Origin of the sequence: Rhodococcus sp. IEGM 1372 (assembly GCF_030056835.1) — a bacterium.
Lineage (GTDB): Bacteria > Actinomycetota > Actinomycetes > Mycobacteriales > Mycobacteriaceae > Rhodococcoides.
Genome location: NZ_JASHKS010000010.1, coordinates 1 through 13,627 on the forward strand (window position 1 = coordinate 1; position 13,627 = coordinate 13,627).

General features: G+C 64.2%; 16 protein-coding genes. 7 read left to right on the plus strand and 9 right to left on the minus strand.

The features are described from left to right. The coding region (locus tag QM590_RS11415) for a DDE-type integrase/transposase/recombinase (protein ID WP_283279092.1) at nt 1-668 on the plus strand (668 nt) is incomplete at its 5' end. Between the two features lie 95 nt (nt 669-763). Here QM590_RS11415 and QM590_RS11420 read toward each other — a convergent pair. From QM590_RS11420 to QM590_RS11440, 5 genes are read right to left on the minus strand one after another with little or no spacing between them, the layout of a single operon-like run. Next, nucleotides 764-1,384, minus strand: a complete 621-nt coding sequence (locus tag QM590_RS11420; RefSeq protein WP_269595050.1) for a TetR/AcrR family transcriptional regulator — start codon at nt 1,382-1,384, stop codon at nt 764-766. A 10-nt stretch (nt 1,385-1,394) separates the two neighbouring features. Continuing rightward, nucleotides 1,395-2,603: an NAD(P)/FAD-dependent oxidoreductase gene (locus tag QM590_RS11425; RefSeq protein WP_269595049.1), complete on the minus strand. Its 1,209-nt coding sequence runs from the start codon at nt 2,601-2,603 to the stop codon at nt 1,395-1,397. Then, on the minus strand, nt 2,600-2,773 hold the full coding sequence (locus QM590_RS11430; protein WP_269595048.1) for a rubredoxin: 174 nt from the start codon (nt 2,771-2,773) through the stop codon (nt 2,600-2,602). Before QM590_RS11430 ends, QM590_RS11425 begins: the two co-directional genes overlap by 4 nt. Continuing rightward, nucleotides 2,770-2,934 carry a rubredoxin gene (locus QM590_RS11435; RefSeq protein ID WP_269595047.1) on the minus strand — a complete coding sequence of 55 codons (165 nt, stop codon included), beginning with the start codon at nt 2,932-2,934 and terminating at the stop codon, nt 2,770-2,772. Before QM590_RS11435 ends, QM590_RS11430 begins: the two co-directional genes overlap by 4 nt. Further along, nucleotides 2,934-4,157 carry an alkane 1-monooxygenase gene (locus tag QM590_RS11440; protein WP_269595046.1) on the minus strand — a complete coding sequence of 408 codons (1,224 nt, stop codon included), beginning with the start codon at nt 4,155-4,157 and terminating at the stop codon, nt 2,934-2,936. Before QM590_RS11440 ends, QM590_RS11435 begins: the two co-directional genes overlap by 1 nt. Nucleotides 4,158-4,618: 461 nt before the next feature. Here QM590_RS11440 and QM590_RS11445 point away from each other — a divergent pair, with 461 nt between their 5' ends. From QM590_RS11445 to QM590_RS11470, 6 genes are all read left to right on the plus strand, one after another. Beyond that, complete coding sequence (locus tag QM590_RS11445; RefSeq protein ID WP_269595045.1) at nt 4,619-6,445, plus strand: DUF4012 domain-containing protein; 1,827 nt, start codon at nt 4,619-4,621, stop codon at nt 6,443-6,445. Between the two features lie 25 nt (nt 6,446-6,470). Further along, nucleotides 6,471-7,145 (plus strand): SGNH/GDSL hydrolase family protein, encoded by a 675-nt coding sequence (locus QM590_RS11450; protein WP_269595044.1) that lies wholly within the window; start codon nt 6,471-6,473, stop codon nt 7,143-7,145. A 151-nt stretch (nt 7,146-7,296) separates the two neighbouring features. Beyond that, complete coding sequence (locus QM590_RS11455) at nt 7,297-8,160, plus strand: DUF559 domain-containing protein (RefSeq protein ID WP_269595043.1); 864 nt, start codon at nt 7,297-7,299, stop codon at nt 8,158-8,160. Between the two features lie 451 nt (nt 8,161-8,611). Further along, nucleotides 8,612-9,541, plus strand: coding sequence for a GGDEF domain-containing protein (locus tag QM590_RS11460; protein WP_269595042.1), 930 nt, complete (start codon nt 8,612-8,614; stop codon nt 9,539-9,541). Then, complete coding sequence (locus QM590_RS11465) at nt 9,478-9,720, plus strand: GGDEF domain-containing protein (RefSeq protein ID WP_269595041.1); 243 nt, start codon at nt 9,478-9,480, stop codon at nt 9,718-9,720. Before QM590_RS11460 ends, QM590_RS11465 begins: the two co-directional genes overlap by 64 nt. Before the next feature lie 339 nt (nt 9,721-10,059). Beyond that, a complete protein-coding gene (locus tag QM590_RS11470) occupies nt 10,060-11,274 on the plus strand; it encodes an EAL domain-containing protein (RefSeq protein WP_269595040.1) in 1,215 nt (404 codons plus the stop codon). 144 nt (nt 11,275-11,418) lie between these two features. Here QM590_RS11470 and QM590_RS11475 read toward each other — a convergent pair whose 3' ends face one another. The 4 genes from QM590_RS11475 to QM590_RS11490 form a co-directional block, all read right to left on the minus strand. Further along, nucleotides 11,419-11,640 carry an ANTAR domain-containing protein gene (locus QM590_RS11475; RefSeq protein ID WP_269595039.1) on the minus strand — a complete coding sequence of 74 codons (222 nt, stop codon included), beginning with the start codon at nt 11,638-11,640 and terminating at the stop codon, nt 11,419-11,421. 135 nt (nt 11,641-11,775) lie between these two features. Continuing rightward, on the minus strand, nt 11,776-12,084 hold the full coding sequence (locus QM590_RS11480; protein WP_037193923.1) for a WhiB family transcriptional regulator: 309 nt from the start codon (nt 12,082-12,084) through the stop codon (nt 11,776-11,778). A 105-nt stretch (nt 12,085-12,189) separates the two neighbouring features. Next, nucleotides 12,190-13,317 (minus strand): cation:proton antiporter, encoded by a 1,128-nt coding sequence (locus tag QM590_RS11485; RefSeq protein WP_269595038.1) that lies wholly within the window; start codon nt 13,315-13,317, stop codon nt 12,190-12,192. 15 nt (nt 13,318-13,332) lie between these two features. Further along, nucleotides 13,333-13,533, minus strand: coding sequence for a hypothetical protein (locus QM590_RS11490; RefSeq protein WP_068055050.1), 201 nt, complete (start codon nt 13,531-13,533; stop codon nt 13,333-13,335). Between the last annotated feature and the right edge of the window lie 94 nt (nt 13,534-13,627).

Here is a 13,627-nt window from a genome sequence, read left to right on the forward strand (position 1 = left end):
CCAAGAAGAGCACCCGAACCCCGCGCCCGATGCCCGTGCACACCGCTACCGCACCTGGTCAGGTGTGGAGTTGGGACATCACCGATCTGCACTCCCCGTGGCGCGGTGCCTCGTTCAAGGCGTACTCGATCATCGACATCCACTCCCGCCTGATCGCGGGGTGGCGTGTGGAGGAACGAGAGAGCGACCACCTCGCCGCCGAGATGTTCGAGACAGCCATACAGCGTTACGGCGCACCATCATTCGTTCACGCAGACTCCGGTGCAGCGATGCGCTCGAACACCCTCAAGAACTGTTTGACCGCGCACGGTGTCGAGCTCACCCACAACCGGCCTTATGTCAGTAACGACAATCCGTTCTCCGAGTCCGAGTTTCGGACCATGAAATACCGGCCGAACTACCCGGGCATGTTCTCCGACATCGATGCCGCCCGCGGGCATCTCACCGACTACGTCGACTGGTACAACACCGACCACAAACATTCCGGCATCGCCCTGTTCTCACCCGCGGACGTCCATTCCGGGAACTGGCGAAACCTGTGGACCGACCGAGACCGAGCTCACCAGGCCTATTACGACCGACACCCCGAACGGTTCCGCCGCCGCCCCTGCACACCACAACCGCCCGCAACAGTCGGAATCAACAACAACCGACTCCAGACAGCTTGACATTGAGCGTCAGGGGGCCGAAGCAGGTCAGGGGGCGGGAGCGGGGCGGGGGCGAGATCGGCGTACTGGGCGAGGTCGAACTCTGGACGTCGAGGTCAGTTGTCGGCGGTGATCGAATCGACGAACGGGGTCAGCAGCAGCGCCAGATCGTCGGCCGCTGCAGCGATGTCCTCGGGCGGTTCGGGGATGTAGCTCAGGGCCAATCGGACGATGGCTTTGCTGACCACGTCGGCGTGTCGTGGGCTCGCGCCCACCCATCCGCGCTGGAAGGTCTCGGACAGACGCTCACCCGCCCGCTCGATGAGCACTTCGCTGTCGGTGGTGATCAGGCGCAGAAGATCTTCCGGTGCGTCGCCGCTGTGCAGCGACCGGACGAGCGGATCCAGGCCGCTCAGCTCGAAGAACGACGAGAAGCCCTGCCGCAGAGCGGCCGACGCGTCGTTCTCGTGCTGATACAGAGCCGTTTCGCACATGGCCACGAAGAGGTCCGTCAATCTGATGGCGTACCCCTGCGCGACGCCGCGTCGTGAGCCGAACTCGTTGTACAGGCTCTGCCTGCTCAGCCCTGCCGCCTTGGCGATGTGGCTCATCGTGACGTTGCGCCAGTTGCGCTCGTTCAGCAGCTCTCGCAACGCGTCGAGCGCGGTATCGCGCGCGAGAGTGGACGCGGCTTCACGGTATCGACCGGGGGTCGACGTCTGTTCGGCTGCGGGCATGAACACGACTCTATCGAACGACCGCATGGGGCCGATCCAGCCAATCTTCTCCGAGGAGTTCCCGATCGATGGGGTCTGCGCTCGCGATGAGGGATCTGATCTGTCGGATGTCCTTGGGGTAGCCGACGCCTATGGCCCCGACGAGCGTGTCCCCGCGCAGCGCACAGGCGGTGAAGCGGCGATCTTCGATGGAGCCGCGAACCACGACGTACTCGTCCTCGGCACCGGTCCACCCCGCGAACTGCAGGTTGAGCCCGTGCTGAGTCGACCAGCCCCACGGCACGTCGAGGCTGCCGACGTCGAGACCGAGTATGGACCGTGCCGCCCGGGTCGCCTGATCGACGGCACCGTTCCAGTGCTCACTCCGATAGGTGCCGCCGAGAATGGTGTTGGGAACCTCGGCGACGTCGCCCGCCGCGTAGACGTTCGGCCTGGATGTCCGCATAGCCGCGTCGACCAGGATTCCCGACGCGGTCTCGAGGCCCATGTCCACCCCGAGCTCGACGTTGGGGACAGAACCGGCCGACACCAGGACGGTGCCGGCCGACCATGAGCGTCCGTCCTGAGCTGTGGCACGGAGGGTGCCGTCGTCCTGCTCGTCGAGACTCGTCACCGTGACGTCAGTGTGCATCGCTATACCGTTGTCCGCGTGAAGGTCTCGGTACATCTGCGATATCTCCGGCGGCGCGATGCGGCTCAGCGGAGCCGATGCCGCTTCGAGCACCGTCACGTCGGCACCGAGTGACCGGGCTGCTGCGGCCGCCTCACACCCGATCAATCCGCCGCCGATCACCAACAGCGACCCGGTGCGGAGGATGTCGGCATGCAGCGGTGCGACATCGGCGGCGCTGCGGAGCGTGAACACGTGACCCGGGAAATCGAGTTGCCGAGCCCGAGAACCCGTTGCCAACAGCACGGCGTCGTACGGGATCGGATCGCCCTGATCGAGCTCGACGGCCGAGTCGGTGACGGCGACAGCGGTGACGCCCGTGCGGACGTCCACGTCCTCGATGGCTGCACCCAACCGGACCTGATCGACCGACTTGGTGCCCATCAGCAGCTCCTTGGACACCGCCGGACGACGGTAGGTGGGCTCCTGCTCGCTCCCGATCAGCGTGATGGAACCCGTGAAGCCCTCGGCCCGTAGCACTTTGGCGGCGGTGTACCCGGTGGCACCGGTGCCGACGATCACGACCTCGGCGGGTTGCCCAGTAGTCACCCGCGCTCTACCTCGACCATCTCGAAATCGGCCTTGGCCGCGCCGCAGTCGGGGCACGACCAGTCGTCGGGAATGTCGCCCCAGCGCGTGCCCGGCTCGATGCCGTCCTCGGGCCAGCCCAGTTCCTCGTCGTACTCGAATCCACACTGAACGCAGCGGTAGAGCTTCATGCCTTACTCCTGAAGTCGATTTTCTCGCGCACTCCGCAATCGGGGCACGGCCATTCGTCGGGTACGTCCGCCCACGGTGTTCCCGCCGGAAAACCCTCTCGCGGAGCACCGTTGGTCTCGTCGTAGACGAACTCGCACACCGGGCACTCGAACGCGGCCATCACTTCGCTCCGTGCGCGGCGAGGATCTTCTCCCGCTTGGACGGCGCAATGTTGACCTTCGTGATGTCACCGTCGTAGTGGTCGAGAACGCGGTGGTCCATCACCTTTCGCCACACCGGTGGGAAGTAGGCCAGCGAGATCATGCTCGCGTAGCCGCTCGGCAGATTGGGTGCCCCGTCCATGCTGCGCAGAGTCTGGTATCGGCGGGTGGGATTGGCGTGGTGGTCGCTGTGGCGCTGAAGGTGGTACAGAAAGATGTTGGTCACGATGTGATCGGAGTTCCAGCTGTGCTCGGGAGTGCAGCGCTCGTAGCGGCCGTTCTCCTTCTTCTGACGCTGGAGGCCGTAGTGCTCGAGGTAGTTGACCGTCTCCAGCAGTGAGAATCCGTAGATGGCCTGAATGATCAAGAACGGCAATACGATCGGACCGAACACCGCGATCAGGACCCCGTACAGAACCACCGACATCAGCCATGCGTTGAGCACGTCGTTCTGAATGCTCCACGTGCTCTTGCCCAGTCGCTCCATGCGCGTCTTCTCCAGCTCCCAGGACGACTTCAGGCTGCCCCACACGCTTCGAGGAAGGAAGGCCCAGAAGCTCTCGCCGAACTTCGAGCTCGCCGGATCCTCGGGAGTGGCGACGCGAACGTGGTGGCCGCGATTGTGCTCGATGTAGAAGTGGCCGTAGAACGTCTGTGCCAGAGTGATTTTCGATAACCAACGCTCGAGGCTGTCCTTCTTGTGGCCGAGCTCGTGCGCGGTGTTGATACCGACTCCGCCCATTACGCCGATGCTGATGGCCAGGCCGATCTTCGAGATCAGGCCGAGTCCACCGTCGATGCCGAGCCACGACAGGTTGTTCGCTGACCACAGGTAGCAGGCGAACACCAGACTGGCGAGCTGGAAAGGAATGTAGGCGTAGGTGCAGTAGCGGTAGTACTTGTCCTCCTCCAGCGCCTTCATCACCTCGTCGGGTGGGTTGTCACCGTCGGGACCGAAGAAGCGATCGAGGATCGGAAGCAGTCCGTAGACCAGCAGCGCGCCGATCCACCACCAGACCGGCGACACGGCGGTCCAGCCGAGCTGGTTGAAGGCCCACACCAGGCCGGTGGCCAGGAAGACCGCCGTGGGTGGGATCAAACCCATCAGCCAGAGGTATCGCTTTCGGTCGTGCCACTCGGCGACCGGCGCCTGCGCCTGATCGTCGACATTCGATGCGGTCATCGTTACTCCTCGTGTAAGGCCGATCACTGTAGATTGGACAATACACGGAATTTGTCAGGATGTGTACAAAATCAGAAATTTGTACAAACAATGCTTGGGACTGTGGCGGCGCCCACAGCGCCACCGTTTGGACAGATCCAGCTGCTACCTTTCGATTCGTTGTGGCCGGTCACAAACGGTCGCAACGCTCGTAGGTCCGTCTGTATCCCGTCGGGGGTACTTCACAACAGGAGTAGTTATGGACGCATTCATCGCCAAGATCATCGTCGACGTCATCCTCGGGCTCATCGGCAGCGGAAGCGCCGAGAGCGGCAGCACCGCAGTGAGCGCATTCCTCGGTTCCTGACGTTCGAGGGCTGCGCCGGTGCGACGCCGGCGCAGCCTGCTCCGACAGAGTCGTGTCGCGCTGCGACGGCACCGTTTGTACTCTTGGCCGGAGCGAAAGGGGCCCGCACCACGCCATGGGCTACGACAGCGACAACCTGGACGGTGACGGCCCTCGCGGTCGCAGTAGGCATCGACGAGCCGGGAAGAAGAACTCCGGTCGACGCATCCTGCTCGGTTTCGGTGTGTTCGTCGTCGTGGCGCTCGGACTCGGTGCCTGGCTCGCTTACACTGCCAATGCCGCATACACCTCCCTCGATCAGGCCCGCGAGCATGCCCAGGCGGCAAAAAGTGCACTATTGACCGGGGATACGCAGAAGGCCGACACCTCCGTGTCCGACGCGGTGCGTACCTCGACCCAGGCGAAGGACGCCACCGATTCGTTGATCTGGACGGCGGCCGCCGCAATTCCGTACGTGGGCCAACCGCTGGACGTCGTCTCGCAGATCACCGACGTCGTCAACGGGTTGAGCGTGGATGTGCTGACACCCTCGGTGGAGGTGGGCACCACCCTCGATCCGAGTCGGCTGCGTGGGCCCGACGGTTCCATCGACATCGCCGCCCTGCGCGACGCCTCGCCTGCGCTGTCTCGGGCGGCGGCTGCAGCGGAGGTACTCGATGCCCAGGCCGAGGCAATCGAGGAACCGACATTCGTCGATCGGGTCGGTGAGGCGCGAACTCGGTTGCAGGATCAGACGCACGAGCTGACGTCCCTGCTGACGAACACGAACATCGCGGCCGAGGTTCTTCCGGCGATGCTCGGGGCGGACGGCCCGCGCAATTACTTTCTCGCCTTCCAGACACTGTCGGAATCCCGCGGAACAGGCGGATTGATAGGCGGATTCGGCATCGTGCGCGCCGTGGACGGGAAGGTCGCGGTCGACTCGCTGGCCAGCAATGCCGAGCTTCGGATTCCGTACGACCCCATCGATCTCGGCCCGGACTTCTTCGACTTCTACGAGAGCCGCTTTCAGCCCACCCAGAACTGGCAGAACAGCAACGTCAGTCCGCACTTTCCGTACGCGGGTCGGATCTGGCAGTCGATGTGGGAGCAGGAAACAGGCGAGCGTCTCGACGGCGCGTTGGCCACCGACCCGGTCGCCCTCGGTTACATCCTCGACGCCGTCGGACCCATCACGATGGGCGACGGCGAAGTGATCGACGGATCCAACGTCGTCCGGATCACGCAGTCCGACGCCTACTTCCGCTTCCAGGACGACAATGCCGCACGGAAGGCCTACCTGCAGGACATCGCCGCCCGGGTGGTCGCGAAGATGCAGGGCAACATCGGCTCTCCCAGTGCGCTGCTCGAAGCGCTCGGCAAAGCCACTAGTGAGGGCCACATCTCCGTGTGGAGCGCGGACCCGGCACTCCAAGCGATCCTCGGTCCGACCGAGATCGGCCACGAAGTTCCCGACAGCCCCGACCCGTACGCCGCGGTGGTGGTGAACAACGGTGCGGGCGGCAAGCTCGACTACTACCTGCAGCGCAAGGTCACCTACTCCGCGCAGTCCTGCGACGGCCCGACGCGTACCACCCGCGTCGTCGCCGAGACTACCAACAACGCTCCGCTGCAGGACTACACCACCTACATCGCCGGCAGACAGAACGACTCCACCCGATACGACGGACCTCCGGGAACCAACCGATCGGTGGTGGCACTGTACGCAACTCGGGGCGCAACGTTGACCGACGCCACGATCAACGGAACTCCACTGTTTCTGCTGACCGCTGCCGAACGGGGCCATCCGGTGTTCTACGTGCCGGTCGTCATCGAACCGGGACAGACCAAGACCATCGAGTACAACCTCGTCGAACCGACTGTCGCCGGCGAAGCGCAGGCACCGGTTCAGCCGCAATCGGCTCCAGCACGGACGGAAGTGGACTTCCCGGACTGCTCGTGATCGCCGGTAGGGCAGAATCCCCGGCGTGCGAAGAACTCGACTGTGGATCGCCGGGGCACTCGGGGTGGCTCTGGTCGCCGCGCTCGTGGCAGGACCACTGAAGAAGCCGGCGCTGACGGTCCGCAACGCACACTGCTTCGGGTGGAGCGTCAACGACACCGGCCCACGATTGGTGACGCTGGGCGACTCGATGGCGCAAGGCAATTCACGCGTCGACTGGGGGATTCACGGCAACACGTCGTGGTACTCGTATCTCGTGTGCGGAGACGATGCCCGCGCAGCCGACGGTGGCAATCTGGGAATCAACGGCGCGACGACGACGCAGATCCTCGCCCGAACCGACGACGCACTGGCGGCGAACCCGGACATACTCGTCGTCAACGGAGGCACGAACGACCTCGCCCGGTCGGTTCCGCTTCCCCGGATCGTCGACAACCTACGCACGATCCTGGACCGGGCACGCGACGTCGACACGGTCGTGATCGCCACGGTGCCGTCGTCGCGCAAGGTCAGTGCCGACGACCTGAACGACGAAATTCGAGCACTGGCCGCCGAGCGCGGCATACCCGTCGCCGAATTCGCGCCGCTGCTCGGACGTCCCGGAGCCACCTTCGACGGGGTGCACCCCACCGCGAGTACGGCTGCCGCCATGGCGGCAGCGGTGGCTGCGGCAGTCGGCCGAGCGCTGCCGCGGACGTGAGCGTTCAGAAGCGTGCTGTAAGCGCGGGATTCCGCCGATGAGAGTCGGTACTGAACGCTGAGTTGCGGGCTGCCTGTGGATAACCCCGAACTATCCACAGGTTTCGAAAACAGCACTGGCGCAGGCGTCGTCGATCGTTCACCGTATCGGCATGGGGGTACACACAGCGGTCGACCTGATGGCTCGGGGGATGAGCCGCAGCACCATCTCTCGCAGAACTACGTCCGGGCAGCTGATTCGAGTGCTGCCCGGAATCTATGCGACCAGCAAACCCGAGTACATCGACCTGTGCACAGCGGTTGCTCTGTGGAAGCCCGGCGCTGTGCTCAGTCATCTGACCGCTGCGTGGGTGTGGGGGTTGATCGACGAGGAGCCGACGCAGGTCACGGCGACAGTGCCGCCCTCGACCCGGCAGCACGCGCCGGAGTGGGTGAAGATCCATCGACGACGCGTCCCCGAGGCGGACCGGTGCCGAGGTCTTCCGGTGGTGACGTTGGCCCAGGTGTTCGTCGACGTGGCGGCCACTCTGACGGGTGAGGAGTTGGAGCGGTTCTTCGACACGGCGATCGCGCGGCCGGCTCTGCGACGTCGAATCGCGACGGAATGCGAACGATCTCGCGGGATGCACGGCATGAAGGCAGTACGGAGACAATTGCGACTGTGCTGCCTCGGCACCCGATCCGAGGCCGAGCGAGTGGTGGCTCGGGCACTGTCCGCTCGACAGTTCTTCATGGAGATCAACGCGCGGGTTGGTCCGTATTTCGGCGACCTCGTGGACTTCCGGGCACGGGTGATCGTCGAAATCGACGGACGCGAGTTCCATACGTCGAGCCGAGCGTTCGACGGCGATCGTCGACGCCAGAACCGGCTGGTACTTCAGGGGTGGCTGGTTCTGCGCTACTCCGCTGTACAGGCCTTGGGCGAAACGCGACGCGTGGTCGACGAGATCATCGAGGTGGTCCGGCGTCGTCGACGTTCGATCGATGCAGTCGGCCGAGCGCTGCCGCGGACGTGAGCGTTCAAAAGCGTGCGCCGAACGCGGGATTCCGCCGAGGAGAGTCGGTAGTGAACGCTGAGGTGCGTGATCAGAGGCGGCCCTGTTGGACCGCGATGACGACGAGGGCGATCACAGCAATCGTGAGGATTGCTAAGAGCGCCAAATGAACTGGATCAGTGGAACCTGGCGGTCGAACCCCGTTCGAACCCCTTTTCTGGAGCATGTCACAGACTGTAGGTCACTTTCTCGGTTTGTGCACAGTATGAGTGGTACAACCGAAAACCACTCCTTTGCGAGCTCGCACATATGTTCGACAATAGGTACAGTCGAGTGCGGCGGAGCTGGGAGGGAAGCCCGGCTCCGCCGCCCGATCCGTGCCCCGCAGGCAAGTTCTCGAGTTCGCAGACCGGGTGATTCGTCTGTGGTTGACTTGGCCCTCCAGGTCGGGATACCAGGAAAGCTCTGCAAGGTGAACGGTCTTCGTCAGTGGTGGTCGCTTCCCGTCGACTACGGGTGGAACGTTGCGTATGCGCGTTCGCAACGAGGATTGGACATCACCAGGGTTCTCATCGGAATCCTGTGTTGGCTCTACGGCGGTGCCGCGGCGATCGCTCTGACCATTCCGGGGTTCGCCGACAGCAACTTCGCGCGCTGGCCCCTGTGGTTCACCGTCGTCACAACGGTCCCGGTGGGGTTGATCTGGTTGATCGGCGGCTGGCCGAGCTGGCGCGTGTCGATCGCATTCGTGCTGTACGCCGACATCGTGCTCGCGGCTGTTCTGCTCACCACCGATGGACCGTCCGCAGTCCTGCCCATTGCAGCCCTGTTCACGGTCATGGGCGCTTATGTCGCGGGGTTTCACGGGCCCAAGTTGTTGGCGGTCCATCACGGCTTCGCATTCGTCACCGCCGTCACCATCTACGTCTCGGCAATGGTGAACGACCCGGCGGAGCGTCTACAGACCAGTCTCTACTTCGTCATGCTGATCCTGGTGATGTTCGCGGGACCGTTGATCGGGCATTCCTTCCTCATGCTGTTGCGCCGAGACGCCACCGGCGCGTTCTACGATCCGCTCACCGGCCTGCGGAACCGTCGGGGATTCGATGCGGCGATCGGCAACCTGGAATCTCGATCCGGTGCGAACATGTCGCTGGTCGCCGTGGTCATCGACATCGACAACTTCAAAGCGGTCAACGACCGATACGGCCACGAGCATGGAGACGCGGTCATCCGGACGACCGCGAATCGCATCCTCGAGGTCTTCCCGGCACCGGCAGCACGGTTCGACTGGGCGGCGAAGAATTCGCGGCCGTGTGTGTCGACGGCCTCGATACGGTGGTCGAACAATCCGAGCGATTACGAGTTCGTCTGTGCGACGGCACCGACCCTGCACCGTTGACCGCGTCGTTGGGCATTGCCCGTGCCGTGGTCGAGACGGGGGACGTCGAGTCCGCTGTCAACGAACTGCTGGGCCGCGCCGACGAGGCGATGTATCAAGCGAAAAGGCTCGGCGGCGACCGCGTCGCCCTCTACGGAGGCGATTCGCTGTCGAGCGGTGACGTGAACGAACTGCAGTGACGACGCCGAGCCGAGGTCCGCGTCGAAATAGTCACAATGCGGTCGGTACGTTTGTTGTTTGCCGTGGTAACAAAATTGGGCTTCGGTTCTGAAAGTCCACTCCGTCATGGGTTTTCGGCCCGATTTCGAGCCCTGAGGGTTCCGAGCCGCGCGGTCGACTCTGGGAAAGTTCCGTTATCGGAGCGTTATGCAAAGTTATCCAAACGAGATAGTTGTGGTGTCTGTCGTGACACCTCCGTCGTCCACCATTAAGACAGCGAGAAGAAACTACGGAAATCAGGTTTGAAGATCAGCCAACCCCCACGTGACGGGGGTCGTTTTTTCGTGTCAAACTGTGGTGTGACGTTCGCGCTGGCCGAAGCAGGATCTGCAGTCGACACGGACACGGGAGAGCTGACGGTGCAACCGTATTTCGCCCCGGTCTGTCGGCTGGACAACGGCGCGCTCGCAGCGATCGAAGTTCAACTGCGAGGTCCGCAGAACGGCCCGCTCGCCTCCGCCGACGCGCTTAAGCGCGCCGCGAGAGCAATGGACGCCAAGCGGGAACTCGACGCCCTCGCGTGGGGAGTGGCTCGGATCAATCAGTCGGTGCGGTTGCCGATGCTCGTCTCCATGGACGTCGACTCCCTTGCTGCACTCGATTCCGCCACCGAGGAACAGTTGCGCCGCGACATCGTGGTCGTCACCGAGGCGGCACTCGTCGACAGTCCGGCCCGCACCCTCGCCGCGATCGACAAGGCCAGGCGTGACGGCAAAGTGGTGGCCGTAGACGACGTCGGTCGTCGGCCGCAGTCGATGACCCTGCTGCCGCTCATCGAACCCGATGTGATCATCCTCGCCGGATCGATGGTCTCCCGGCGTCCCGATCTCGCCACCGCACGTACCGCGCATGCCGTCTCGGCTCAGGTGGAACGAACCGGCGCGGTGGTGGTGGCCAGCGGAGTCGACACTGCACTGCACCGCACTCGCGCACTCGGACTCGGAGCGACCTACGGGGTGGGTGAGCTGTATCCGGCGGCCGAGACCACCGAGGAGCTCCCCGCGGACGCCGCGGAGGTGATGCCGCCGTTCCCGACCTCGAGTACGCCCGCTGTCGCCGCCGAGTCGCCGTACGCCATCGCGTCCGCAGGAAAGACAGCCACCCGCAGCACCAAGCGTCTACTGGTGGCGATGAGTACGTCTCTCGAGATGCAGGCTGCGGCCGCAGGGCCGGAAACGTTGGTGCTCGGTACTTTTCAGCGAGCAGAGCACTTCACCTCGACCACCCGTGCTCGTTGGGTCTCGATGGCCGAGCAGATCTCGTACGCCGGCGTGTACGGCGTTGGCATGGGCTACGTACAAGAGGGCGGCATCATGCATGCGCCCCTCGATCCGACGGATCCGCTCGTGGAGGAGTGGAACGTGGTGGTGTTGGGTCCGCACTTCTGTGGAGTGCTCGCAGCGATCGATCTGCACCGCGGGGAAATCGACGCCGATCGTGAGTTCGACTATGTGATGTCGTACGACCGCGCGACAGTAGTTCGTTGTGCGCGTGCGATTCTCGCGCGTTTCTGACACGACGACGACCGCGTTCCCGGACGGAATGTTTCGGGCAGCCATGGCAGGGCATACGGCACAGCAGGTAATGAAGTAGTCCGGACTGCCGCATTGCTCAGGCCCCGTGCGTTGAAAAAGCAGCGTACGGGGCTGCCTGAACAGTTACCGCGCCGACGAAGCCGTGTCCACCAACTCCTGCGCGATGTCGCGAAGCTTTCGGTTTGTGCCCTGCGATCGGTCGACGAGCAGCGCGAACGCCGCATCGGCGGTGATGCGATGTATTGCCATCAACATTCCCTTGGCCTGTTCGATCGGTGCTCGTTGCGAGAGTGCCCGTTGAACATCGTTCGGTAGCCCGAAGTCGGTTGCGTTCGCTGCGGTCATGCAGACATTGTTGCGCGACTTGCTCCGACGCAGGTCAGGCCCGAGAAGACGCGCCGAAGACCTGCCGAACAGAGCTGTCCACGTTACCGACTTCGTAGTGTTCCGTGATCGCGGTGTTACAGAACCTCGGCGCTGTCAGGCGGCGGGGTTGGACAGCGGCCGTCCGATCAGGAACTCGAGAGTGCGGTAGGCGTCGGTCCGCCGCCCGTTGCTCGCATTGTCGTGATACGCGGCACCGGCGACGACCACGCCGACCGGAATACGGCCGGACTCGATATCGCGCGCGGTCTGCTCGGCGCAATTGCGCAACACCGGGCAGTCGGCGCACAAGCGCCATGCCTTCTCTGCGCGCTTGCGTCCGTGCCGAGGAAGTTGTTGCGAGTCGTAGGCATCCATGTCTTCGATGCACGCACCCTTGAGGCGCCAGACCTGGTCATCCGTCATCGTCATGATCCGTTTCGCGTCGTGCCGATCGTTCCAGGACCCATGTTCCCCGTCACGCGGAACTCGAAACACCCAAATGCCTTGCGCCGCCGCAGGCCCGCAGGGTCAGACAGGACGACGAGCGGCGACCCGCGACGCTGCGGCGGCCGCCGCGATGGTCACCAGTGCGCCGAGCACGATGGCAGGGCCTTCACCGGGAGCCAGGACTCCGCTCTGCGCGCCGAGTGTCACGGCCGAGACCGGAACGCCCAGCTGGGCTGCCGCGAGTATCCCGAGTCGGGTGGGCTGGCCGGTCAGGCGCATCGCACCGTGCACCGCGATGGCACCGAAGCCCAGGACGAGTCCCAGCACGATCATGTTCGGGTGACTGGCAAGTGCACGCAGATCGAGGGATGCACCGAGCCAGACGAAATACAGTGGTCCCAGGAATCCTTCGGTGATGGCGAACAGCTGTTTGGCAAGGCGTCGCGGTTCTCCGATGGCGGCAACCGCAACGCCGAAACCGAAACCGGCCAACATCACCGAGGCGTGGGTGTGGACGGCGAGTGCCGCGAGGCCGAAGAGCAGAACCAGGTTGAGTCGCAGTTCGAGCGCGAGTTTGCGCTGAGCAGACACCCGATGCACGCGGCGGCGCAGTCCCGAGATGTCGAAGTGTCGCAGGACGACGAAGATCACCGCGGCAGCGAGCAGAACCGTCGCAGATCCGAATGCGGCCGGACCGGCCCGCTGTGGATCGATCACGAGGGGCAGCGCGACGATGCAGACGGCATCGGCGAGCGCGATCTGCGGCAGGAGGGCCATCAGGCCCGGAGCGGTCATCGCGGTGGATTCGACGATCGGCATGATGACTGCGGCCGAGGACGACGCCATCAACACCGCGTACAGACCGAGGTGAGGCGGATCGAACGCGGCGGACACAGCCCAGCCGAGCGCGGTTGCCAGCAGCCCGACGGCCACCGCCCGTGCAGTACCGACCCCGAGGCCGATGCGCAGTCGCGGATCGCGAATCGGAACCTGACTGCCGGCCACGAACATGACGAGCGCAAAGCCCACCTGCGCGAGGAAGCTCAGCGTCTGCTCGCTCGGGTCGACTACGCCGAAGCCTGTGTAGCCGAGTGCAATTCCGGCGACGAGTTCTCCGATGACGACGGGTATCCGAAGCCCGCGTGGAAGCGCCAGCAGTGGGCCGAACAATCCCACCGCGGCACACAGGGCGAGCGTCTCGAAGGTCATGCGCCCGCGCCGGTGTCAGGCAGAGTTCAGCGTCGGGCGTCGACTCGACGGCAGCGCCGACGCAACGAGATCACGAGGATGCAGCGCCCCCTGCTCGGTCATCATCACCCGCATCCGATACTCGACCACACGCAATTGCGCAGCCAACGGGCTACGCATCAGCGCGAACTCGTAGTCCGTACCGGCGGAGCGGAATTCGGTGTCGAGATCGGTCATGTCATCGTCTCCTCGAACGTGGGTGATTCGTGTCGACGAGTTCAAGGACGACAGTCTCGAGCGTACGACGGCACACGCGCCGTGCCGTCGGCAC